The 22,474-nt window shown below is 56.6% G+C and carries 20 protein-coding genes and 2 tRNA genes; 10 read left to right on the top strand and 12 right to left on the bottom strand.

Features of this window, described 5'->3' with window-relative positions; all coding sequences use genetic code 11:
• Positions 1 to 34: 34 nt before the first annotated feature.
• The 4 genes from GRI41_RS04620 to GRI41_RS04605 all read left to right on the top strand — a co-directional run bounded on the left by GRI41_RS04620 (position 35) and on the right by GRI41_RS04605 (position 1,876).
• Positions 35 to 244 (top strand): hypothetical protein, encoded by a 210-nt coding sequence (locus GRI41_RS04620; RefSeq protein WP_160603580.1) that lies wholly within the window; start codon positions 35 to 37, stop codon positions 242 to 244.
• A complete protein-coding gene (gene zapA, locus GRI41_RS04615; protein ID WP_160603579.1) occupies positions 241 to 864 on the top strand; it encodes a cell division protein ZapA in 624 nt (207 codons plus the stop codon). Before GRI41_RS04620 ends, zapA begins: the two co-directional genes overlap by 4 nt.
• A 212-nt stretch (positions 865 to 1,076) precedes the next feature.
• Complete coding sequence (locus tag GRI41_RS04610) at positions 1,077 to 1,649, top strand: 5-formyltetrahydrofolate cyclo-ligase (protein WP_160603578.1); 573 nt, start codon at positions 1,077 to 1,079, stop codon at positions 1,647 to 1,649.
• Complete coding sequence (locus tag GRI41_RS04605; protein ID WP_160603577.1) at positions 1,649 to 1,876, top strand: DUF2842 domain-containing protein; 228 nt, start codon at positions 1,649 to 1,651, stop codon at positions 1,874 to 1,876. Before GRI41_RS04610 ends, GRI41_RS04605 begins: the two co-directional genes overlap by 1 nt.
• A gap of 92 nt (positions 1,877 to 1,968) precedes the next feature.
• Here GRI41_RS04605 and GRI41_RS04600 read toward each other — a convergent pair.
• A tRNA-Asp gene (locus GRI41_RS04600) sits at positions 1,969 to 2,045 on the bottom strand.
• 207 nt (positions 2,046 to 2,252) lie between these two features.
• Between GRI41_RS04600 and GRI41_RS04595 the strand changes: the two genes are divergently transcribed.
• Entirely contained in the window at positions 2,253 to 2,711 is a 459-nt protein-coding gene (locus GRI41_RS04595; RefSeq protein WP_160603576.1) for a hypothetical protein, read from the top strand.
• Here GRI41_RS04595 and GRI41_RS04590 read toward each other — a convergent pair whose 3' ends face one another.
• From GRI41_RS04590 to GRI41_RS04570, 5 genes are all read right to left on the bottom strand, one after another.
• Positions 2,712 to 3,992: a dihydrolipoamide acetyltransferase family protein gene (locus GRI41_RS04590; RefSeq protein WP_160603575.1), complete on the bottom strand. Its 1,281-nt coding sequence runs from the start codon at positions 3,990 to 3,992 to the stop codon at positions 2,712 to 2,714.
• Between the two features lie 4 nt (positions 3,993 to 3,996).
• Complete coding sequence (locus GRI41_RS04585) at positions 3,997 to 5,055, bottom strand: alpha-ketoacid dehydrogenase subunit beta (RefSeq protein ID WP_160603574.1); 1,059 nt, start codon at positions 5,053 to 5,055, stop codon at positions 3,997 to 3,999.
• Complete coding sequence (locus GRI41_RS04580; protein ID WP_160603573.1) at positions 5,052 to 6,356, bottom strand: 3-methyl-2-oxobutanoate dehydrogenase (2-methylpropanoyl-transferring) subunit alpha; 1,305 nt, start codon at positions 6,354 to 6,356, stop codon at positions 5,052 to 5,054. Before GRI41_RS04580 ends, GRI41_RS04585 begins: the two co-directional genes overlap by 4 nt.
• Positions 6,357 to 6,442: 86 nt before the next feature.
• A complete protein-coding gene (gene thyA / locus GRI41_RS04575; protein WP_160603572.1) occupies positions 6,443 to 7,396 on the bottom strand; it encodes a thymidylate synthase in 954 nt (317 codons plus the stop codon).
• Positions 7,397 to 7,445: 49 nt separating this feature from the next.
• Positions 7,446 to 9,218 carry a DUF885 domain-containing protein gene (locus GRI41_RS04570; RefSeq protein ID WP_160603571.1) on the bottom strand — a complete coding sequence of 591 codons (1,773 nt, stop codon included), beginning with the start codon at positions 9,216 to 9,218 and terminating at the stop codon, positions 7,446 to 7,448.
• Between the two features lie 68 nt (positions 9,219 to 9,286).
• Here GRI41_RS04570 and GRI41_RS04565 point away from each other — a divergent pair, with 68 nt between their 5' ends.
• Positions 9,287 to 9,763, top strand: a complete 477-nt coding sequence (locus GRI41_RS04565; RefSeq protein ID WP_160603570.1) for a low molecular weight protein-tyrosine-phosphatase — start codon at positions 9,287 to 9,289, stop codon at positions 9,761 to 9,763.
• On the opposite strand, the gene recG is transcribed toward GRI41_RS04565, so the two are convergent.
• Positions 9,760 to 11,817 (bottom strand): ATP-dependent DNA helicase RecG, encoded by a 2,058-nt coding sequence (gene recG / locus GRI41_RS04560; RefSeq protein ID WP_160603569.1) that lies wholly within the window; start codon positions 11,815 to 11,817, stop codon positions 9,760 to 9,762. The two genes, GRI41_RS04565 and recG, sit on opposite strands and share 4 nt — an antisense overlap.
• Positions 11,818 to 11,960: 143 nt before the next feature.
• Between recG and GRI41_RS04555 the strand changes: the two genes are divergently transcribed.
• Positions 11,961 to 12,239, top strand: a complete 279-nt coding sequence (locus GRI41_RS04555; RefSeq protein WP_160603568.1) for an FAD assembly factor SdhE — start codon at positions 11,961 to 11,963, stop codon at positions 12,237 to 12,239.
• Between the two features lie 10 nt (positions 12,240 to 12,249).
• A complete protein-coding gene (gene mfd / locus GRI41_RS04550; RefSeq protein ID WP_160603567.1) occupies positions 12,250 to 15,732 on the top strand; it encodes a transcription-repair coupling factor in 3,483 nt (1,160 codons plus the stop codon).
• Here the strand turns inward: mfd and GRI41_RS04545 are convergent.
• A complete protein-coding gene (locus tag GRI41_RS04545; protein WP_235901054.1) occupies positions 15,729 to 17,015 on the bottom strand; it encodes a bifunctional diguanylate cyclase/phosphodiesterase in 1,287 nt (428 codons plus the stop codon). The genes mfd and GRI41_RS04545 overlap by 4 nt on opposite strands.
• 161 nt (positions 17,016 to 17,176) lie before the next feature.
• Here GRI41_RS04545 and GRI41_RS04540 point away from each other — a divergent pair, with 161 nt between their 5' ends.
• Both GRI41_RS04540 and GRI41_RS04535 read left to right on the top strand, forming a co-directional pair.
• Positions 17,177 to 17,965: an NAD kinase gene (locus tag GRI41_RS04540; protein ID WP_160603565.1), complete on the top strand. Its 789-nt coding sequence runs from the start codon at positions 17,177 to 17,179 to the stop codon at positions 17,963 to 17,965.
• An 85-nt stretch (positions 17,966 to 18,050) separates the two neighbouring features.
• Positions 18,051 to 18,125: transfer RNA gene (locus GRI41_RS04535), tRNA-Asn, on the top strand.
• An 89-nt stretch (positions 18,126 to 18,214) separates the two neighbouring features.
• Here the strand turns inward: GRI41_RS04535 and GRI41_RS04530 are convergent.
• From GRI41_RS04530 to GRI41_RS04515, 4 genes are all read right to left on the bottom strand, one after another.
• The gene (locus tag GRI41_RS04530) at positions 18,215 to 18,511 is read right to left on the bottom strand and encodes a PilZ domain-containing protein (RefSeq protein ID WP_160603564.1); all 297 of its coding nucleotides are present in this window, start codon (positions 18,509 to 18,511) and stop codon (positions 18,215 to 18,217) included.
• 59 nt (positions 18,512 to 18,570) lie between these two features.
• On the bottom strand, positions 18,571 to 21,318 hold the full coding sequence (secA, locus tag GRI41_RS04525; protein WP_160603563.1) for a preprotein translocase subunit SecA: 2,748 nt from the start codon (positions 21,316 to 21,318) through the stop codon (positions 18,571 to 18,573).
• Between the two features lie 102 nt (positions 21,319 to 21,420).
• Positions 21,421 to 21,612, bottom strand: coding sequence for a hypothetical protein (locus GRI41_RS04520; RefSeq protein WP_160603562.1), 192 nt, complete (start codon positions 21,610 to 21,612; stop codon positions 21,421 to 21,423).
• A gap of 119 nt (positions 21,613 to 21,731) precedes the next feature.
• Entirely contained in the window at positions 21,732 to 22,442 is a 711-nt protein-coding gene (locus GRI41_RS04515; protein WP_160603561.1) for an energy transducer TonB, read from the bottom strand.
• Positions 22,443 to 22,474 lie beyond the last annotated feature (32 nt).

Genomic DNA, 22,474 nt, shown 5'->3' with positions numbered 1-22,474 from the left:
TGCGCAAACACGGCAATTACGGTAATTTGATCACATGAGCGAACAACGCATTGAGTCCGCAGTAAATCGCATCGAGTCGGCTCTGGCCCGGATTGCCGAGGCTGCTGACAACGTGCCCAAATCCGCGTCCAATGCTGCGCCACCTTCGGTCTCTGCTCTGGTGGTCAAGCATGAAAGCCTGCGCGACACTGTTGCCAATACCATCAGCGAACTCGACAAGCTGATCGGGGATCTCGACCAATGAGCGAGGTGAAGCTCTCTATTGCAGGCCGTGAATATGCGGTTGCTTGCGAGGACGGGCAGGAAGCCCATGTTATCGCACTCGGATCGGTCATTGATGCCAAGATCGGCCAACTCGGCGAGGGAACAACCACGCTGGAAATACAAAAGATGCTTTTCGGCGCGCTTTTTCTCGCGGATGAGCTCCACGAAACAAAAAAGGCAAACGAAGCAAACGAACAGGCGAAGCAAGACGCCGAACGCGCCGCCGGCGTGGCTACCGGACAACGGGACGAATTGAATGCGACAATCGCCCGGCTGGAAAGCGAGTTGGAAGGGCTGCAGTCTGCGCAGCAACGCCATTCTGCCGAAGTCGACGATATCCGCACCGAATTGCAACAAAGGCGCGAGGAATCGGAGGAATGCCGCTCTGAACTAGAGAAAGCGACCGCGCATGTCGCCGAGCTGGAGCAAGAACGAAAAGAGCTTGCAGCCCTGCTGGAAGACGCGCGCAATGCAGCCGCAACCGCAGCCCCGGCAAGCGGCCTGAGCGACGATCCGGACCTTGCCCCGGCGCTGGAACGATTCGCCGATTTGCTGGAAACATGTGCGGATAAGCTTGAGGCCGGAACCTCGAGTACCTAATTAGCATATGACGGGACTGCTCGGCACGCGCTGCAGAACATCCCTGAGGCTATAAGCAATCCAAGGGAGCTGTCCCTGTCCAAGGTAACGTTTCGCACGGGGCCTTGATGCATACGGCGCCCACCTGACGTTTAGGCGTCGGCGGATTTCCCAGAGAACGACCCATAGTGGTCCCGTCACCTAAATTCGTAATTTCCAGCAAGCAGCCCCAGATGACCGATAAAGCCCGCCTCAGGAAAGAGCTTCGCGCCCAGCGCAAGGCCCATTCTGCGTCGATCCCGCAGACTATCCGCGCGCTGCTGTTCAAGCATCCGCCAGCACCGTTGTTGGAACTTGTACCGCAAGACGCCGTCATCGGCCTCTATCACGCCAGTTCGGACGAAGCGCCTGCGTCTGGCTACGCAAAATTCTTTGCCGAAGGCGGCCACACAATTGCTTTGCCGACATTTCCCGAAAGCGATGGGCTAATGGCCTTTGCAGAGCACACCGACCCGTTTGGCGAGACCGATCTGGTCAAAGGGGCATTCGGAATGATGCAGCCCGATGCAAAGGCCGGACAAATCAGTCCTGATGTCATTTTCACGCCGCTGCTGGGCTTTACAGAGCGCGGTGAACGGCTGGGCCAGGGTGGCGGCCATTATGACCGCTGGTTGGCGAGTAACCCCAATGCTTTAGCGATCGGGCTGGCATGGGATGAACAATTGGTCGACACCATCCCGACCGAACCGCATGATATCGCGTTGGCCGTTGTCGTTACCCCTACCCGCCTTTACGGACCATTTTGATGCGCAAAGAACCAACCGCCCGAATCCCTCTAGGCATCCTTGGCCTGTTGGTTGCACTGACAATCTATGGCGTGGTTGTTGCCCGCTATGTGCCTGATTTGATCGGCGAATGGCCGACACTGGTACAAACGGTCGTCTATCTGATTCTCGGAGTGATCTGGCTACTCCCGCTTCGAAGATTCCTGATTTGGATGGAGACGGGAAAATGGGGCGAAACAAAGGATTGAACAGCGGTTCCTAGCCCGGTTCAAGCGCGCCCCTAGCAAAGGGGAAACAATCCGATTTGAAGATTTTCCAAAGCCATATTGCTAAAAAGCAATGGCGAGAGTGACGAGACTTGAACTCGCGACCTCCGGCGTGACAGGCCGGCGCTCTAACCAACTGAGCTACACCCCCGCATACAAGCATGCGCTTGGGAGAGGCGCAGTTAGGGCAGCTTCCCGACTCTGTCAACGCAGAAAACGGGCAAAATTCACCCAAAATTCAATCTCGGTTTATCGCTCTTCGATTGGCGAGCTTTTACCCCCGCGTTAACCATATTTTTCACTCTCGCTGCCACAGCCATCCCAGACCGCACAATCGTGCTTTGAGGGATCTTGCGAGATGAAAGTGAAACAACTGACGCGCGGCCTTGGCCTTGCGATTTGTGCGGTTAGCATTGCCGCGCAGGCCCAAGAACGCCCGCAGCTGTCTCAAGCCATGTTTGTTGAGAATGTAAGCAATGATGGCGCTACACGGGCAGTCAAACGCGCGGACCAGCTGCGCAAAGGCGACAGGGTGATCTTGCTGGTCAAATGGAACAGCAACAGCGCGAATACAGGCTTCACCGTTTCCAGTGCGGTTCCGCGTGAATTGGCGTTTGAGCGCAGCAGCGTTCTGTCACAAGCCGTATCGATTGACGGCGGCCGAAACTGGGGCGTACTGGGTCAGCTGGTCATCCGCGACAAACACGGCGAACGGATCGCTGCCGTTGAAGACGTGACCCATCTACGCTGGAAGATTCCTGCGAGCCGTGCGGCGCAGGGCAGCGGAACAATCACGTATAGCGCGATTGTGCGCTAATCAGTCCGTCAGCAACAGAACCGGCGTTTCGACCAGTTTCTTGAATTCCTGGATAAAGCTCGCCGCATCATAGCCATCGACCACGCGGTGATCGCAGCTGATCGAGATATTCATCAGCTTGCGCTTCTCGATTCGTTCACCGCCATTGCCATCCGGCACGAACATCGGACGTTCGATAATCCGGTTCGGGCCGATAATTGCCACTTCAGGGCGGTTGATAACCGGGGTGGTAGCCACACCGCCTAACGGGCCGAGCGATGTTAGCGTCAGTGTCGAACCTGAAAGTTCTTCCGATTTGGCCGAGCCATCGCGCGCAGCACCAGCAAGCCGGCTGATTTCCTGTGCCAACTGCCACAAATTCCGGGACTGGGCATCGCGAATAACGGGAACCATCAGACCGTTGTCGGTCTGGGTCGCCATCCCGAGATGAACCGCACCATGGCGCGTGACAATGTTCGCTTCGTCGTCATAGCGTGCATTGATCATCGGGAATTGTGGAATCAACTTGCAAATCGCGGTGATCACCAGCGGCATCATCGTCAATTTTGGCTTGTTCCCGCGATTGGCGTTCAGGTCGGCGCGCATCTCTTCCAGATCGGTAACATCGACTTCTTCGACGTAGGAGAAATGCGGGATGTTGCGCTTCGAAGCCGCCATGTTCTGCGCAATGCGTTTGCGCAAACCGATGACTTTGATCGGTTCGTCGTCACGCTTGCCACCCGCCGGGGCAAATCCGCCACCGGTATTGTAAGACAGGAAGGCATCAAGATCCGCATGCCGCACGCGGCCATCGGCAGCGGGCTTCACATCACCCAAATCAATGCCCATTTCCTTGGCGCGTTTGCGCACAGCAGGGCTGGCAAGAACTTTGGAAGCTGCCTGCGCCGGGGCGGGCGTTGGTGCTGGTGCAGGAGCCGGGGCTGGCTCGGGCGCTGGTTCTGGGGTTGGCTCAAGCGCGGGCTCTGGCCGTGCCTCTGGCTCGGCTACGGTCTCAGCGACCTGTTCCTGATCCTTCTCATCTACATCATCGGGAATGTCGCCTTCGACTTCGACGACAACCAGCATCGCGCCGATGGAGACCATATCGCCTTCACCACCCGCAACTTCGACAATAGTACCATTGACCGGGCTTTCCATAGGCACGGTTGCCTTGTCGGTCATCATGTCGACGATTTCCTGGTCTTCTTCGACCGTATCGCCCACTTTGACATGCCACGCGACTATCTCGGCTTCGGCGATACCTTCGCCAATATCGGGCATATTGAATGTGAAACGGCTCATAGCGTTACTCGCTCATCAATTTGTCGATGGCCTCGCCGATGCGGACCGGACCGGGAAAATATGCCCATTCAAGGCTATGCGGATAGGGTGTGTCGAAACCGGTGACACGCTCGACCGGAGCTTCCAGATGATAGAAGCAGCGCTCTGTCACCAGCGCCGATAGTTCTGCGCCAAAGCCGGCTGTCCGCGTTGCTTCGTGGACAATCAGGCATTTTCCGGTTTTTTCAACCGACGCCTCGATCGCTTCGATATCGAGCGGGACGATGGTTCGCAGATCGATGATCTCCGCATCGATGCCTTTCTCTCGGCAAACCGCCTCGGCAACATGTACCATCGTACCATAAACGAGGACGGTCAGTGCTTCGCCTTCTTGTGCGATACGCGCCTTACCAAGGGGGATCGAATATTTGCCTTCCGGCACAACGCTGTCCCGATGCGTTTTCCACGGCTCGACCGGCTTGTCGTAATATCCGGTAAACGGGGCGTTGTAGATACGCTTTGGCTCGAAGAAAATAACCGGATCGTTGTCTTCGATCGCGGCGATTAGCAGACCCTTGGCGTCATGGGGCGTTGACGGAATGACCGTTTTCAAACCCGCGACATGGGCGAACAAAGCTTCCGGGCTTTGACTATGCGTTTGACCGCCAAAAATACCGCCACCGAAGGGCGAACGTACCGTCAAAGGCGCGATGTAATCTGTCGCAGATCGATACCGCAGCCGTGCGGCTTCCGAAATCAGCTGATCCAGCCCCGGATAAATATAATCGGCAAACTGGATTTCCGGCACCGGGCGCAGACCATATGCGCCCATCCCCACGGCCGCACCGATAATACCGCATTCGGAAATCGGCGTATCGAATACGCGGTTTTTGCCGTGTTTTTCCTGCAATCCCGCGGTCGCGCGAAAAACGCCGCCGAAATAGCCGACATCTTCACCCATGATGATGACATCGGGGTCCTCGGTCATCTTGATGTCGAGCGCTTCGTTGATCGCCTCGATCATGTTTAGGCGTCGTTCTGAACCGGCTTCCGCGGGATTGTTATCTTTTGTCTTAGTGCTCATGACCAAGGCTCCTCACCGGGCCACTTGATTTCCCGCTCGCGCTTGGCTTGGGCCGCCTGCTCCTCAAGGTGCCATGGCAGATTTTCGTATACGTCCTGGAACATGGTGCGGAACGGGTGATGCAGACCATGGCCAAGAATGCCGTTCTTTTCGGCTTCCTTGGTTGCGGCTTTCACTTCTTCAGCGCATTTCAAATCCATCGCCGCTTGGCGGTCTTCATCCCATTCACCGAGCGCGATCAGATGGTCTTTCAGGCGGGTCACCGGATCGCCAAGCGGCCATTCATCGCGTTCTTGGGCAGAACGATACCCGCTCGGATCATCAGAGGTGGAGTGCCCCTCAGCACGGTATGTGAAGTGTTCGATCAGCGTCGGGCCGGCATTGGCTCGGGCGCGATCAGCAGCCCATTTCTCTGCGGCATAGACCGCCAGCGGATCATTGCCATCTACCCGCAGCCCGGCGAGGCCATAGCCCAAGGCGCGTGCGGCAAATGTCGTTCGTTCCGCGCCGGCAAATCCGCTGAAACTACTGATCGCCCACTGGTTGTTGATAACGTTGAGGATAACCGGTGCATTATAAACCGTCGCAAAGGTGCAGGCGCTGTGGAAATCACCTTCTGCTGTGGATCCCTCGCCCACCCATGTCGCAGCAATTCTGGTGTCGCCTTTTATCGCGCTTGCCATCGCCCATCCGACTGCCTGCGGCGTTTGCGTGGCGAGATTGCCGGAAATTGAAAAGAAGCTGTGTTCGCGGCTTGAATACATAATCGGCAGCTGGCGACCTTTCAGCTTGTCACCCTTGTTCGAATATATTTGGTTGATCATCTCGATCAGAGGATATCCGCGCGCGATGAGGATACCCTGCTGGCGGTATGAAGGAAAAATCATATCGTCGCTGGCAAGGGCCATCGCTGCCGAGATCGAGGTTGCTTCCTCGCCCGTACATTTCATGTAGAAGCTGGTCTTGCCCTGCCTCTGCCCACGAAACATCCGTTCATCGAACGCGCGGACCATCGCAAAATGGCCCAGCATGGTGCGCAGTGTATCGGGATCAAGCTTTGGATCCCATGGGCCATGGGCTTTGTTGTCATCGCCGAGCACGCGGACCAGATCGTAGCAAAGGTCGCTCGTCTCTATCGCTTCGCATGTTTCATCGGGGCGAGGCTGCTTGCCCGCATCGGGCACGACAATATGCGCAAAATCAACTGCGTCACCAGGGCGATAGGTGGGTTCAGGAACGTGAAGCGATAAGGCCGGCTTGTTCGCCCCTTTTGTCGCTGCATCTTTGGGCCCTTTGGCCATGCGCTGCTCTCCCAAACACAATCTTACAATATTGCGTTATTTTATTTCACGCGCCGCCGGTGGTCAAGCGCAATGAGCCGCATATATCAGACCGCAATGGGTGCCTTCAATGCCCCCTGCGGTTGGTAATTTTCGACCACAAAATCGTCTATTTTGTAATCGAATATTGTGTCAGGCTTGCGCGCAATGGTGAGCACTGGCTCTCCATCCGGCGTTCTCGAGAGCTGTTCTTCCACCAAATCGGTATGGTTGAGATACAGGTGTGTATCCCCGCCCATCCATACAAATTCACCCGGCTCAAGCCCGGTTTGTTGCGCCATCATTCGCTGGAGCAGCGCCGCGGACCATAGATTGAAGGGTAAGCCTAAAGCTACATCACAGCTGCGCTGATAGAGCGCGCCGTTGAGCCGGCCATCCGAAACATGGAACTGGTAGGTCTTGTGGCATGGCGGCAGCGCCATTGTGTCCAGCTGGGCGACATTCCACCCTTCGATAATATGGCGGCGGCTTCCGGGATTGTTGCGCAAAGATTCAACCACTTGAGCGACCTGATTAATCCCCGGCCCCTTTTGATAAGAACCGTCGGCCTGATACTGGTAAGTCGGCCAATCGACCCATTGTTTCCCGTAAACCGGGCCCAGTTCCCCCCAACGCGCCGCAAATGCTGCATCTTCGACGATCCGCGCGGAGAAATCTTCGCGGCTAATGTCATCACCCGTTTCCCGGCGATATGTATCAAGTGGCCAGTCCGTCCATATCTGGACATTTTGCTTACACAATTCGCGGATATTGGTGTCTCCGGTGAGGAACCACAGCATTTCTCGCGTTGCGGTTTTCCAGTAGACACGCTTTGTGGTGAGCAATGGCATACGGCCGTCTGCCAGATCGAACCGCAGCATCGTGCCGAAAACAGATCGCGTCCCTACGCCCGTGCGATCGCGCCGCTCGCTACCATGCTCCCAGATTTGGCGCATCAGATCGAGATACTGCCATTCCGGGTGGCGGGCGGAAGAATCGGTCGGGAATGCAGCGCTGGCCATGGCGGTGTCCTAGACCGCCGAAGAGCCGCTTGTCACCATACCGCCGAACTTAGCCGCAGCCCTTTCCGCAATCACGTTTTTGTCCTTCAATCCAGCGATTGATATGCGCCTCCAGAACATCGAGCGGAACGGAACCATTTTCCAGCACCGCGTCATGAAATCTGCGCAAGTCAAAATCGGCCCCGAGAATTTCTTCCGCCCGCCTGCGCAATTCACGGATCTTCAGCTCTCCGATCTTGTAAGCCAGCGCCTGCCCCGGCCAAGTAATATAGCGGTTGACCTCGGCATCGACATTGCCCGGCGTCAGTGCAGTATTGTCGAGCATGAAATCGACCGCCTGCTGCTTGCTCCATCCGCGTGAATGGATACCTGTATCGACAACCAGCCGCGTGGCACGCCACATTTCATAGCTAAGCCGGCCCATCTGTTTTGCTGGTGTATCATACAGCCCCATCTCAATACCCAGCCGTTCGGAGTAAAGCCCCCACCCTTCAACAAATGCAGTGAAAAAGGTCCCGTTTGAGCGCAGCGGATGGATATCGAGTTCTTGCTGTAAAGCGATCTGGTGGTGATGCCCCGGGACCGCTTCATGCACACCAAGCGCGGGCAGTTCCCAGAGCGGGCGCTGGTCAAGCTCGGTTGTGTTCACACGATAGATGCCAGCTTGCCCCGTTTGCAGCGAACCAGGCTCGTAATAGGCTGTGGTGTTACCCGCCGCCTGCGCCGCAGGGATTGGCAGCACAGTATAGGGTTGCCGCGGCAGGCGGCCGAACAATTTCGGCATGTGCCCGTCAATTTCCTTGGCCAACGCGCTTGCCGCCATAACCAACTCTTCAGGCGATTTGGCGTAATATTGAGGATCGGTGCGCAGATGTTCGATGAACTCTTCACGGGTTCCAAAACCGGCTTCCTTGGCGACTTCAACCATCTCCGCGCGAATCCGGGCAACCTCGGAGAGGCCAAGATTGTGCACTTCGTCGGGCGTCATATCGGTCGTGGTAAAGCTCTTCACGCGATATGCGTAATAGGCCTCACCCCCGGGCGTTCCCAGAATACCAGGTGCGCCCGTGCGACAGTTCGGCGCATATTCTTCGCGATAAAATTTGGCGAAGGCGGCGTAGGCAGGAAAGACGGAATCGTTCAGTGCTGTGCGGGCCCGCTCGGTGAGGGCCATCCAATCTCCTTCCGGAACCGAACTGGGACGTTCCGCGAAAGGACGCCAATAGGGTGAATCTTCCGCGCTTTCGTATATCTGCTTGTCGATCCGGTCGGCAAAGCCTTCCATCGGTCCGCATGGCTGCGTGAGCCCGCGCGCAACGGCTTCGCGCGATCGGGCGATACCCTGTGCGTTCAGCGTCTCAAAAGCCTCAAGCCGCGCGACATAGGATTCATAGTCCGCCTCTGTAAAAAAGGGCGAGCGGTAGGGCAGCGAGGAAAAACCGGAAAACCAGCCGCCACGATTGGTGAACAAAATGTAGCGATTGTGATCAAAAGCCGTGCCGGCAAGCCCGTCTTCGAACCCGCGTTTCAGTATCGCATAATCGACTTGCAGATCATCAGGAAGAAGTTCGGGATCAATCGCTTCCAAGCGCGTCAGAAACGCGCGCGACTGTTCGATCTGACGATCGTATTCCTCCAGCGAGAGGTCGCCCAGTTTCCCGTCACCACGCCGGTCGCCAATGCTGGTGGCAAGCGCGGGCGAGGAATCCAGCGTACCTTCCCAAACCTCTTCGCGAAGTTCGCGGTAATCCTCTGCCGGATCGGCCAAGGCAGGCGTTGCAGCAACTGTGCTGAGCAGAGCAGCGATTGCGAAGCGTTTCATGAGATTATTCCTCCCTTGGTCCCACATATCGTTTGCGAGCGCGTGATCCGTTCCACTATGCTGGCCTGATGACCGATAGACCAGCCATTTTGTTCGTTTGCCTCGGCAATATCTGCCGATCTCCGCTCGCCGAGGCAGCCTTTCGCAAGGCCGCAAATGACGCTGGACTTGCTGCTGATGCAGATTCCGCCGGAACCGCTGCCTATCATGTGGGATCACCACCCGATCCAAGAAGCATTGCAACCGCCGCGCGCCACGGGATTGATATTTCGGACTATGCAGGACGGCAAATCGAGCAAGCAGACTTCGAACGATTCACCCATATTTACGCGATGGACCAATCCAACCTGCGAAACATACGCGCCATTGCGCCCAGCGATTGCAAAGCTGAAATCGCTCTCTTGCTCGATACTGTGCCGGGCCGCGAAGGTGCCGACATTGCAGATCCCTATTATGACGGTGAAGAGAACTTCGCTTTCACATGGGATGATGTGTGGAGCGCAGCTCAGGCCATCGTTTCCAGCCTTCAGGCTCAGGGCAGCTAGCCTCCGCGGAGCATTTGGACGCCCCAATCGCGTTCAAACAGATAAAGCAATATTCTCGCGGCTTCCCCGCGTAAGCCGGTCAGTCCGCCGTCGCGCTCCATCAGAATTCGCGCATCGTCATGGGCTTTGGGCAGCAGACGGGTGATCTGTTCGAGTGATGCGACACGAAATGGCGTATCGCCCGATTGGCGCGTGCCCAGAAGTTCACCACCACCACGCAAGCGCAGATCCTCTTCCGCCAGCCGGAAACCGTCCTGCGTGTCACGCATCAGCGCTAGCCGTTCGCGGCCCGTCTCCGAAAGCGCGCCACCGCGAAGGAGAAGACATACAGATTTTTCCGCTCCGCGCCCTACCCGACCGCGCAATTGGTGCAGCTGCGCAAGACCAAACCGTTCAGCCTGTTCGATAACCATCAATGTCGCTGCGGGAACATCCACCCCAACCTCAATGACAGTGGTGGCGATCAGCAGTTTGGCGTGACCGCTGGCGAAGCGCTCCATTGCGGCGTCTTTCATCTCGGGTTTCAATTGCCCGTGGACCAGAACCACATCTTCGCCGAACCGTTCTTTCAAACTGGCATAGCGCGCTTCTGCCGCTGCGATGTCTTCGGCTTCGTTCTCACGAACCATCGGGCAGACCCAATATGCCTGCTGCCCGCTTGCGATATGCCGCGCGACACCATCCGCCACATCGGAGAGACGTTCCTGTGCAACAACACGCGTATCGATGGGCTGGCGACCCGGCGGCATCTCATCGAGGCGCGACACATCCATTTCACCATATTGCGCGAGAGTAAGCGTGCGCGGGATCGGTGTGGCTGTCATCGCGAGCGTGTGCGGTGTGCTTTTGCCTTTGTTGGCCAGCATCAGGCGCTGCGCCACCCCGAAGCGGTGCTGCTCATCGATCACCACCAAAGCCAGATCTTTGTAAGAGACGCTGTCTTGAAAAATCGCGTGGGTGCCCACGACAATGTCGATGCTGCCGTCCATCAACCCCATCAGGATCGACTCGCGTGCTTTCCCCTTGTCTCGGCCTGTAAGCAGCGCGACTTGAACACCTGTCGATGCGGCCATGTTGCGCAAAGTCTCAAAATGCTGGCGGGCAAGAATTTCGGTGGGTGCGAGCAAAGCCGCTTGGGTTCCGGCCTCCGCCGCAACCAACATCGCCATCAGAGCAACCACCGTTTTGCCCGCACCGACATCACCCTGTAGCAACCGAAGCATTGGTGTTTCCTGCGCAAGATCACCCTCAATCTCTGACACGGAGCGCGCCTGCGCGCCTGTCAGAGAATAAGGCAATTGCAGCTTGTCCCGCAGCGAGCCGTCACCTTGCAGCGACTTGCCCTTCCGCTTGCGGTTGTCCGCGCGAACCAGCATCAATGCGAGCGAATTTGCCAACAATTCATCATAGGCCAACCGTTCCCGCGCCGATTCATGCTCTGCCTTGTGCGCCAGTTTCAGCGCGTCACGCCAAGTGGGCCATTTTTCGGCCTCGAACTGCGCGGGTTCAATCCATTCTGGCAGATGGGGAAGCCGGTCCAGTGCCTGATCGACAAGCCCGGAAATACGCGGTTGGGTCAGGCCTTCGGAAAGCGCGTAGACCGGCTCGCAAAGCCGCGTCAGCGTGTCGTCGCTTTCTTCCACCACATGATCGGGATGTACGATCTGGAGCATTTGATCATATTCGTCGATCTTCCCGGCCACCCAGCGTTTCTCGCCAACCGGCAGCAGTTTCTTGGCGGTGTAGGATGCGCGCCCGAAATAGGTCAGCGTGCAGATATTCCCGACGCTATCTTGCGCCAGCACCCGATAAGGCCCGCGACCATAGGGGCTTTTGTGTTCGGTAGGGGTCAATGCCACCACGACATGTTCGCCCACACTCGCCTCGTCGAGATTCTCGACCGCCCGCCGCGTCACAAAACGTTCGGGCAAATGATAGGCCAGATCGCGAACGCGGGTGAGGCCCAATTTGTCCAGCGGCTTCTTCAGCTTCGGCCCGATGCCGTCGAGAGCATCGACTTCGACAAAAAGAGGATTGAGCACTTCTGGACGCATTTGGTCCTTTAACCACTATCGTCACCGCAGCGAAAGCTGGGATCGCGGTTGATGTTTAAAGAGCTTGTGGAAAGCGGTCCCGGCGCCTCGATAAACTTAGCAGATGCTTGCGCTGCGATGGCGGACAGAATAGGCGCGCTCTCATGCCAGACACGCCCGACCTTTCAGCACGATTTGCCCGCGCCAAATTCCGATCATGGCATCGCGGTACGCGGGAAGCCGATTATATGATCGGCGGCTTTTATGATCGTTATCACACCGGATGGTCAGAAGCCGATTTGGTGTGGTTTGAATCGCTGCTCGATGAAGATGATGTTGATATCATGGCGTGGGCCATACAGACACAGGCGGTCCCTACCGAAATTGCCGGGCCGCACATGGATTTGATGCAAAAGCTCGACTACGTCGATATCCCTCGCTGATTTTAAGACGATGCCCGACATTTCCCGCATTCTTTCGGCCACGACGCCGCTGACCCTGTCCTCCCTTGCGCGTGGTGCGCTCCCGCTCGTCCTGACCGATCTGGCCCGCGCTTCGAATGGCAGAGCTGTCTATATTGCAGCAGACGATAATGCGATGCGGTCAATCAACGATGCGGCACAATTCTTCGCGCCCGAGCTCGACCTGATCGAATTTCCGGCATGGGATTGCCTGCCTTATGACCGCGCAAGCCCGGCCCTGTCTGTCAGCGCAAAACGCCTTGCCGCGCTTCACAAATTGCAATCCGGAAGCAGCACGTCACAGCTACTGGTAACTACGGTCAATGCCGTTCTGCAACGGGTCCTCTCCCCGTTTCGTATTCGTCAGGCAGTGCGCGAATTTTCGCCCGGCACAGAAATCGGGCGCGAAAGCCTGGCGGAACTGTTGCAACGCCAAGGCTACTCGCGCGCGGATACCGTCGTCGACGCGGGCGAATATGCGGTTCGCGGATCAATCGTCGACATTTATCCGTCCGGACTGGATCAGGGTCTGCGGCTCGACTTTTTCGGAGACGAATTGGAAAGCCTCCGCTTGTTCGATCCTTCGACGCAAACGAGCACCGGCATTCTGAAGTCGCACCTGCTTTTGCCCGCCAGCGAAGCCTTGCTCGACGAAGAGAGCATCAAGCGCTTCCGCGGACGCTATCGCGAAATGTTTGGTGCAACCGCAACCGGCGACCCGCTCTATCAGGCCGTTAGCGACGGGCGCAGGCTCGCCGGAATGGAACATTGGCTTCCATTGTTCGAAGACAAACTGAGCACGCTGTTCGACCATCTGACCGACCAGGACCAGATCATCATCGACAGCGGCGCGATCCAGGCAGGCGATGAACGGCTGAAAGACATCGCGGATTATCATCAGGCGCGTGAGAAAGCTGCAGGCCAGGCGGCCGGAAGCTACCGCCCCTTGGCCGAGGACGCGCTCTATCTTGCGCGCGAAGAGTTCGAGACTCAATTGGCAGACTGGCCGATCCACCGGACCGTTATTTTCGCAGAACCGGAAAATGCCAAATCGGTTGATTTCGGATTTAGCTCTGCGCGGGATTTTTCTCCGGAGCGCGCTCGCGGCGACAATGTCTATGGCGCCGCTGCCAGTCACCTGCTGTCGATCGCAAAAGCGGGCAAAAAGCCCCTGCTCGCAGCTTATTCCGAAGGCAGCAGAGCGCGCATTGCCTCCATTTTGGGTGAAGCTGGCGCAGAGACCAAGCTCGCCGATACGTGGCAACAAGCACTGGGCCTTGCAGCCAAGGGTCAACCTGTGGCGATGGTTCTCCCGCTCGATAGCGGATTTGCCAATGAAGAGCTGGAACTCGTTACCGAGCAGGATGTGCTGGGTGATCGCCTTGTCCGGCGCAAGAAACGCAAGAAGGATGCCGATGCGTTTCTGGCCGAACTATCCGCCCTCTCTCGCGGCGATCTGGTGGTCCATACCGAACACGGGATCGGCAAATATCTCGGCCTTGAACCCGTCACCGTTGGCAAAAGCAAACATGACTGCGTGATGCTGGAGTATAAGGGCGGCGACAAACTTTTCATTCCGGTCGAAAATATCGACGTACTGTCGCGATACGGTTCATCCGAAGAAGCGGTGATGCTCGACCGTTTGGGAGGCGAAGCATGGCAAAAACGCCGGTCGCGCCTGAAAGACCGGATCCGCGAAATTGCGGGCGAATTGATGAAAGTTGCCGCCGAGCGTGCGCTCAAGAAAGCGCCGGTGCTTGACGTTGATGACGCGACTTTCAACCAATTTGTCGATAAGTTTCCATGGCAGGAAACCGACGATCAGGACCGCGCAATTGCCGATGTGCTCCGCGATCTTGAGAGCGGTCGTCCAATGGACCGCCTCGTTTGCGGTGATGTCGGTTTCGGCAAGACAGAGGTTGCCTTGCGCGCAGCCTTTGTCGCGGCGATGAACGGACAGCAAGTTGCAGTCGTTGCCCCCACCACTCTCCTCGCCCGTCAGCACTTCACCAATTTCACAGAGCGTTTTGCCGGCTTCCCTCTCAAAATCGGGCGCCTCTCTCGCCTCGTTCCGCAAAAGGAAATGACCGAAACACGTGAGCAGCTTGCCGCGGGGACGATGGATATCGTGATCGGCACCCATGCGATCCTCTCCAAATCCACCCAGTTTAAAGACCTCGGCCTCGTAATCGTTGACGAAGAGCAACGCTTTGGCGTCACCCACAAGGAAAAGCTCAAGCAGCTGCGCGCCAATGTCCATATGCTGACACTCACCGCCACGCCGATTCCGCGCACATTGCAAATGGCAATGACCGGTTTGCGCGAGCTGTCGACCATTCAGACACCGCCGGTCGATCGACTGGCCGTGCGCACCTATGTGATGGAATGGGACGAGATGGTGATGCGCGAAGCCTTGCTACGCGAACATCATCGCGGCGGGCAAAGCTTTATCGTCGTCCCGCGCATTTCGGACATGGCTGATGTCGAAGAGTGGTTGAAAGAACACGTGCCCGAGATCAAGTCGATCTCCGCGCATGGCCAGATGTCACCGACCGAGGTCGAGCAAAGGATGAGCGCATTTTACGAGGGCAAGTACGAGGTTCTGCTCTCCACAACGATCGTCGAAAGCGGGTTGGATATTCCAAGCGCCAACACGATCATTATCCACCGAGCGGATCGGTTCGGATTGGCGCAGCTCTATCAATTGCGCGGCCGCGTGGGCCGATCCAAGCTGCGCGCATATGCCTATCTGACATATCCCAAAGACCAACAGCTTTCCGAAGTTGCGGAAAAGCGACTGAAAGTCCTTGGCGACCTTGATAGTCTTGGTGCGGGCTTCCAGCTTGCGAGCCATGATCTCGACATTCGCGGCGCAGGAAATCTGCTGGGTGACGAACAATCTGGCCATATCCGCGAAGTTGGTTTCGAACTGTACCAATCGATGCTCGAAGACGCGATTTTAGCGGCCAAGGCAGGAGAAATGGGGCTTTCGGCGGAGCGGGAGAGCTTCAGTCCGCAAATCACGGTCGACGCCCCAATTATGATCCCAGAGGATTACGTACCCGATCTGGCAGTGCGGATGGCTCTCTACCGACGTTTGAACGATGCGAAAGACAAGGCCGAAATCGAAGCGATGGCCGCGGAAATGATTGACCGCTTCGGACCGCTACCCGATGCGACTTCCAATCTTGTCCGTCTGATCGAGATCAAGCATCAGGCAATCGCCGCAAATATCGCCAAGATCGATGTCGGCGCGCGCGGCACGCTGGTGACGTTCCACAATGATGATTTCCCCGACGGCCCCGGCTTGATCGCTTATGTTGACCGGCTGAAAGACACCGCGAAATTGCGCCCTGATATGAAGCTGGTAATCAACCGTGCGTGGGGTGATCCGCAATCGCGCCTCAATGGTCTGTTCCAATTGACCAAGGGGCTAAGCCGGATCGCCATCAAAGCGCGCAGTTCGGCCGCCTAACCCGTCACAATGTCGATGAATTCGGCGTTAGACATCGGGGTCGCGCGCAAGAAACCCTGATAATAGTCGCAGCCCTCACGTTCGATAATTGCGCGCTGCTCGCTTGTTTCGACCCCTTCCGCGATAACGCGAAGCCCTAGCGCCTTAGCCATTGCCATAATCCCTCGCAGCACAGCCAAGTCACGCTCGTCGCTGCCGATACCGTCGATCATCGTGCGGTCGAGCTTGATCGCATCGAGCGGAAGAATTTTTAGATAGCGGAAGTTGCAAAATCCCGCGCCAAAATCGTCAAGCGCAACGCGCATTCCGTGGGCCTTAAGCGTCAGCAGCGTTTTGGCGCTGCTTTCAAGATTGTCGAGCAGCGCATGTTCGGTGATTTCAAGCGACAGATTCTCTGGATCAAACGCGCAATTTTCGACCAGCTTGATAAATTCGTCCGCGAAGTTTGCCGATGCCAGATCAGCCGGCGTCACATTGATCGACAATCTCTGACCGACGGGCCATGTCGCGGCCTGGGTAAGCGCTCGTGTGGCAATATGGCGCGACAGTTGCGCAACATGATCGGTGCGTTCGGCGATCACGAAAAGCTGGCTCGCCCCGATCCGGCCCAGCTCCGGATGCTGCCATCGGGCCAATGCCTCTGCGCCAATGATGGCATCATCCGAAAGCGAGACCTGCGGTTGATAGACGATCTCGATCTCTTGCCGATCAAGCGCAGCCAGCAAATCTGCGTCCACAAGCGCGCTACGCCGCCCCGGAACAGTCAATCCACCATCAGACCACAAAACGCGCTTGCCGTGTTTTGTCCGCGCTTCCTCTAGTGTTTCGCCCAAGCGATCAAAGATCAATGCCGGTCCTTCACCCGGCGCAGGCCGCATCAGTGCAATCCGTGGCCACAGCCGCAAGGTGCCCGAGCTGTCCAAACCAGTTATCGGATGCGCTACGGCATCTGCCAAAGCCTCTGCAAGCCATTGCCAACGTTCGCGGCTACACGCTTCATGTGCGGCCAGCAGAAACTTTCCGCCTCCCAATCGCGCGACCAGCCAATCACCCTGTTCGAATTCATCTTCGGAAAAATGCAGAATGCGCTGCGCGACTGTAACCAACGCACCATCACCCACCGATTCGCCATATGCCAGATTCACGGCATCAAACCGGCCCAGCCCGAGCAGCATCGCATGGACCGGCGCCGTCTTTCCTTGCTCCGCCGCCTGCATTTGCCACTTCTCGAGCGTTGCCCGCGCAGCCTCAACACTGGCGAGTCCGGTCAGCTCGTCATTCATGACTGTTTCAAGATTTCGTGCGGCACTTCGCATTCCTTCCCAATAGCGACCGACTATGCGTCGCTCGCCACCGCTTTTCAATGCGTTGCCAAATGGTACAGCCCTACATAGGGTCAATATGAGTCACTACGATGAATCCGTAGTTCGATCAGGAGGATGTTTTGAGCAGAAACCACGGTTTCAAAAAGCTGGCTTTGGCCATCTCCGATACGTCAAAAGCGGCGGAGACAGCAGAAGTGCTGCGCGATATGCACGATTGGGTGCCGCTGGAAGAAGCTGATGCACAAGTCGTGCTCGGCGGCGACGGCTTCATGCTGCACACTTTGCATGCGATGCTCGACAGCGATCGGCAGATCCCCACATACGGTATCAATCGCGGCACCGTTGGCTTTCTGATGAACAAGTATCGTGCAGGCGTGAAGCTTCTCGACAAGGTCAATCGTTCGCGCGCGATCGGCATTTCACCGTTACGCATGGAAGCCGTGACGCAAACCGGCGAAAGAGTGGTCGAGAACGCGATTAACGAAGTCTCCCTGCTCCGTGAAACGCGCCAGACTGCCAAACTGGAAGTGTCGGTCGATGATCGCGTCAGGATTTCAGAATTGGTTGGCGACGGCGTTTTGGTGGCCACGCCAGCAGGCTCGACTGCCTATAATCTTTCTGCAAACGGTCCGATTCTACCGCTCGATTCGCAATTGCTTGCGTTGACGCCTATCAGCGCGTTCCGCCCGCGCCGCTGGCGGGGAGCAATCCTGCCCGACCGGTCTACCATCCGTTTCAAAGTGAACGAGCCTGACAAGCGGCCGGTGGCGGCGGTGGCCGACCAAACCGAGATTCGCGATATCGCCGAAGTGCGCATCGAAATCGCGGCTGAAAAAGAACTCACCCTGCTGTTCGATCCGGGACATGCGCTCGATGAACGCATCGTTGCCGAACAATTTGTAGTTTGAGGCTGAAACTCAGGCTTGCCAAACCAAAAGGGGGTGCATATAGGCGCACCCCTGCCCGCGAGAGATAGCGGCGCATAAGGGCTGTTCCCCGATAGCTCAGCGGTAGAGTAGGTGACTGTTAATCACTTGGTCGTTGGTTCGAATCCAACTCGGGGAGCCATCCTTCTTTCCAGACAATGTGCGGAAGCCCATCAAGCGGAATGAATTCGCTGATGGCTGCAGTATGCTGCAGGCAGCCTGTTTGCTCCTCTATCTCTGGCCCAATTGCGAACGGATGTGTTCGAACACAGGGCCATAGAGCGGATTTTCGAATTCCACCCCGACGATATGATCGTTGCACCATCGCACAGTCGCGATCACCGGCCCGATTGATCCGATCCTCAGCGAAATCTCGGTATCGGGCCGTAACCGCCCGAAACGGTCGTAAAACCGGCAGCCTGTCTCGGACATTTCCAGAATCGGCACGTCCTTCGCCACGCCAGTGCCGGTCCTATACCGGCCCTGTACGCTTACCTCGAATCGTGGATCTCGTCTGCCCTCTGCCATGGGGCTTAACTATATCATGTATTTCGATTCAAAATTAATTTGAATGGATAACAACCGCTTTACGCAGCCGCGCCATGGCAGTGCTTGTACTTGTTACCAGAGCCACATGGGCACAGCGCGTTCCGGCTAACATCCTGGTCGGCATAGGGATTGTCTCTGTTCGCGCCGCCTGGCCCGGATGCGGCACGCGGACTACCAGCAAGCGAACCGAACATTTCAGGGCGTTCCGCAGAGCCATCCCCGTCGTTGGAATTGTCGAGACCGGTCAGCGGATCGATGTGCCCGGTTAGAAAGTCCGGCAGATCGGGAAGCTCTTCCTGAACCGGCGGAGCCATCCGCAATTCGCTCTTCAACAGGATGCTGGTGATGTCCTCACGAAGCGTGTCGAGCATCCGCTCAAACAGGCCGAAAGCCTCCTGCTTATATTCGTTAATCGGCTGCTTTTGCGCATAGGCACGAAGGAAAACCACCTGACGCAGCGCATCGAGCGTTGAAAGGTGTTCCTTCCAATGGTGGTCAAGCCGTTCCAGAAGGATGCTCTTCTCGACGCGAGTCCAGATTGCCGGATCGGCATTGGCCATCTTCTTTTCCATGATTTCATCAACTTGCGCGCGCAGACGCTCTTCGATGATCTCTGGTTCTACTGTATCTTCTTCCAGCCACGCATCGATCGGTGGTTGAAGGTCGAGCACTTCTGCAATGCGCTCTTTCATTCCCTCTACATCCCACTGTTCGGGATAAGAACCGGGAGGGCACGCAGCCGTCACCAGTGCATTGACCGTATCGTGGCGCATATCGACAACGACATCGCCCACGGCCTCGCTGTCCATGATTTCGGCGCGCTGTTCGTAAATAACCTTACGTTGGTCATTCATCACGTCATCATATTCGACGACCTGTTTGCGAATGTCATAGTTGCGCGCTTCAACCTTCTTCTGAGCGGTTTCAATGGCCTTGGAGAGCCATTTGGAACCGATTGCCTCGCCATCTTCGAGGTTCGAGTTCATCATCCGGCTGAACAAGGTGTCGGGCCCGAAGATACGCAATAGATCATCCTCTAGGCAGAGGTAGAACCGGCTCAGTCCCGGATCGCCCTGACGGCCAGAACGGCCACGCAGCTGGTTATCGATGCGCCGGCTTTCATGGCGTTCTGTCGCAAGAACGAACAGGCCGCCTGCCTCCACAACCTTTTGCCGCTCTGCTGCGACCTCTTCTTCAATCTTGGCGATCGCAGCGTCGCGTTCTGGGCCTTCTTCCATCCCGGCAAGCTCGTCACCAACGCGGAATTCGACATTGCCGCCGAGCTGAATATCGGTCCCGCGGCCGGCCATGTTGGTCGCGATGGTCACCGCGCCAATTCGCCCGGCCTGCGCCACGATATGCGCCTCACGCTCGTGTTGGCGTGCGTTGAGAACTTCATGCTCGACGCCCTCTTTCTTGAGGAATTCAGCGAGCAATTCAGACTTCTCGATGGACACTGTTCCGACCAGTACCGGCTGTCCAATCGCATTTTTCTCCGCAATCGCTTTGGCAATCGCTTGAAATTTGTCCTGCGTGTTCTTGTAGAACTCGTCTTCTTCGTCGATCCGTTGGACCGGCTTGTTGGTCGGGATTTCAACCACGTTCATCTTGTAGATATCCCAGAATTCCGCCGCTTCGGTTGCAGCGGTTCCAGTCATGCCTGCCAGCTTGGGATACATGCGGAAGTAGTTCTGGAATGTGATCGACGCCATCGTCTGGTTTTCAGGCTCGATTTTCACGCCTTCTTTGGCCTCGACCGCCTGATGAAGACCGTTTGACCAACGGCGCCCGTCCATCATCCGTCCGGTAAATTCGTCGATGATAACGACCTTGTCGTCCTTTACGATGTAATCGGTGTCGCGCTTGAACATCTTGTTCGCTTTAAGCGCCTGATCGAGATGATGAACAACCTGTGTGTTCTCGACGTCGTAGAGGTTTTCGGTTTCGAGAAGTCCGGCTTCGATCAGCAGCTTCTCAATCTCCTCGGTCCCGTCTTCGGTCCAGGAGATGTTTTTGGTTTTCTCGTCCGCGTCGTACCATTCTTCGGGGATCTCTTTCACCACCGCGTCAATTGACAAGTAGAGATCGGTTTTGTCTTCGGTCGGACCCGAGATGATCAGCGGCGTCCGCGCTTCGTCGATCAGGATCGAGTCAACCTCGTCAACGATTGCGAAATTGAAGGGTCGCTGGACCATCTGGTCTTTGCTGTGCTTCATATTATCGCGCAGATAATCGAAGCCGAATTCGTTGTTGGTGCCATAGGTAATATCGGCGCCATAGGCCTCGCGACGTTCGAACTCGCCCAGATTGGGGACGATCACGCCAACTGTCAGGCCGAGCCATGAATAAAGCTGCCCCATCCATTCGGCGTCACGGCTAGCGAGATAGTCATTGACGGTAACAACGTGCACACCGTTGCCCGCAACCGCGTTGAGATAGGTCGCGAGGGTGGCCACCAGGGTTTTACCCTCGCCCGTGCGCATCTCGGCGATCTCTCCGCGATGGAGCACAATGCCGCCAATCAGCTGAACATCGAAGTGACGCATGCCAAGCACGCGAACCGATGCTTCGCGCACCGTCGCAAAAGCCTCGGGCAAAATGTCGTCCAGCGTTTGGCCATTGGCCAGCTGATCGCGGAATTTTGCCGTTTGCGCCTGCAATTCAGCATCGCTGAGCGCTTGAATCTGCGGCTCTAGCGCGTTGATCTGATTGACGATCTTACCAAGCGATTTGACATAACGGTCATTGGAAGAACCGAAAATGGATTTCATGAGTGCGTTGATCATGGATGATCTTTCAAAGAACAGAATTTGCGGGGGGCCTGCACGCGTTGTGCGTCAGCGATGGACACAGCGTCAGGTTAAAAAACTAAAATGCAGAACAGCGCGCTATTCGTATGCGCGGTCAGCTCCAAACTGGATCGTCGGAATGTAGATGATTACGGGCTTGCGCGGCTTGCAGCCTTTTTCCGTAACCGACCGGCCCGCCGCATCGCGGCGTATTTCGCGGCATTTGCACGCATCGGACTTTGCCGCCTCGGCAGTTTCCGAGCTGGTGATCCGGTCACAAACATCGCTCACCTGCGCCGCAGTCGCGGGCGCACCTACGGCCGCAAGGCCAGAAAGTAGGGCAAGGAGTGCGAGTAAGCGACGCATATGGGTTATATAGATACTCCGGCGTAAGTCGTAAACCGGCAAACTCATTCCGGCACGTCGTCGACCTCTACTGTCATGCGAATGCGGACCTTTTTGGCAACGGGCTGACCGTTCTCATCACGGTAAATGTCGCCGGAACGGTTCATGTTCTTACACGGATCGGTCCTGTCGAACCCTCGAAATAGCGTGCCGGACGTTTCCAATGCCTCGCACTCGCTGACCTTCCCATCGGTGCCAATGGTCAGCCGTACATCGATGACCATTGGTTGAAGCTCGGGTTCGCGAATGTTCCAATCGATTGTCAGCTCGTACTTCGATGCTACCGCATTGCCGCGCTCATCCTTGGCAGGCTCAAATTCAGGCGCATCGCGCAATGCGACAGCACAAGATGCTTTATCCAAAGCCAAGTGCCCGCTGCTTTCTGATACTTTGCAGTCAGTGACTGTTCCTTCGGCATCAATATCGAGCGTCAACCTAACCAGCCCTTCCTCACCATTGACGTGAGAGTCGGCTGGATAGTCGAATGGAGTTGGCGTGGGGTAAAAACCCCGCTTGGGAAAAGGGCTTCGATTTGAGGTTGGATCAAATGGGTCCACCTCCATTGCAGCTTCAGCAGCTTCGGAAACCACCTCCATATTCGCCTCGAAATCTGCAGCGACTGCGTCAGCAGTTTCATCGATATCGGCCTCCTGAGCATGGGCAGAATTCAACGAAAAAACGGCAAAAACGAGCGAGAACAGGGCTTTGTACATCATATCAACACTCTATCGGGATCGGTCCGATTATC

This window comes from Pontixanthobacter aquaemixtae, from assembly GCF_009827395.1.
Lineage (GTDB): Bacteria > Pseudomonadota > Alphaproteobacteria > Sphingomonadales > Sphingomonadaceae > Pontixanthobacter > Pontixanthobacter aquaemixtae.
The sequence above is the reverse complement of the archived record's forward strand: the minus strand, read 5'-3'. Positions and strand labels throughout refer to the sequence as shown.

What these genes read in the sequence shown, in the direction of transcription:
- GRI41_RS04620 (WP_160603580.1), top strand. Translation starts at nt 35, where the DNA reads ATGAGCGAACAACGCATTGAGTCCGCAGTAAATCGCATCGAGTCGGCT.
- zapA (WP_160603579.1), top strand. Translation starts at nt 241, where the DNA reads ATGAGCGAGGTGAAGCTCTCTATTGCAGGCCGTGAATATGCGGTTGCT.
- GRI41_RS04610 (WP_160603578.1), top strand. Translation starts at nt 1,077, where the DNA reads ATGACCGATAAAGCCCGCCTCAGGAAAGAGCTTCGCGCCCAGCGCAAG.
- GRI41_RS04605 (WP_160603577.1), top strand. Translation starts at nt 1,649, where the DNA reads ATGCGCAAAGAACCAACCGCCCGAATCCCTCTAGGCATCCTTGGCCTG.
- GRI41_RS04595 (WP_160603576.1), top strand. Translation starts at nt 2,253, where the DNA reads ATGAAAGTGAAACAACTGACGCGCGGCCTTGGCCTTGCGATTTGTGCG.
- GRI41_RS04590 (WP_160603575.1), bottom strand. Translation starts at nt 3,992, where the DNA reads ATGAGCCGTTTCACATTCAATATGCCCGATATTGGCGAAGGTATCGCC.
- GRI41_RS04585 (WP_160603574.1), bottom strand. Translation starts at nt 5,055, where the DNA reads ATGAGCACTAAGACAAAAGATAACAATCCCGCGGAAGCCGGTTCAGAA.
- GRI41_RS04580 (WP_160603573.1), bottom strand. Translation starts at nt 6,356, where the DNA reads ATGGCCAAAGGGCCCAAAGATGCAGCGACAAAAGGGGCGAACAAGCCG.
- thyA (WP_160603572.1), bottom strand. Translation starts at nt 7,396, where the DNA reads ATGGCCAGCGCTGCATTCCCGACCGATTCTTCCGCCCGCCACCCGGAA.
- GRI41_RS04570 (WP_160603571.1), bottom strand. Translation starts at nt 9,218, where the DNA reads ATGAAACGCTTCGCAATCGCTGCTCTGCTCAGCACAGTTGCTGCAACG.
- GRI41_RS04565 (WP_160603570.1), top strand. Translation starts at nt 9,287, where the DNA reads ATGACCGATAGACCAGCCATTTTGTTCGTTTGCCTCGGCAATATCTGC.
- recG (WP_160603569.1), bottom strand. Translation starts at nt 11,817, where the DNA reads ATGCGTCCAGAAGTGCTCAATCCTCTTTTTGTCGAAGTCGATGCTCTC.
- GRI41_RS04555 (WP_160603568.1), top strand. Translation starts at nt 11,961, where the DNA reads ATGCCAGACACGCCCGACCTTTCAGCACGATTTGCCCGCGCCAAATTC.
- mfd (WP_160603567.1), top strand. Translation starts at nt 12,250, where the DNA reads ATGCCCGACATTTCCCGCATTCTTTCGGCCACGACGCCGCTGACCCTG.
- GRI41_RS04545 (WP_235901054.1), bottom strand. Translation starts at nt 17,015, where the DNA reads ATGAATGACGAGCTGACCGGACTCGCCAGTGTTGAGGCTGCGCGGGCA.
- GRI41_RS04530 (WP_160603564.1), bottom strand. Translation starts at nt 18,511, where the DNA reads ATGGCAGAGGGCAGACGAGATCCACGATTCGAGGTAAGCGTACAGGGC.
- secA (WP_160603563.1), bottom strand. Translation starts at nt 21,318, where the DNA reads ATGATCAACGCACTCATGAAATCCATTTTCGGTTCTTCCAATGACCGT.
- GRI41_RS04515 (WP_160603561.1), bottom strand. Translation starts at nt 22,442, where the DNA reads ATGATGTACAAAGCCCTGTTCTCGCTCGTTTTTGCCGTTTTTTCGTTG.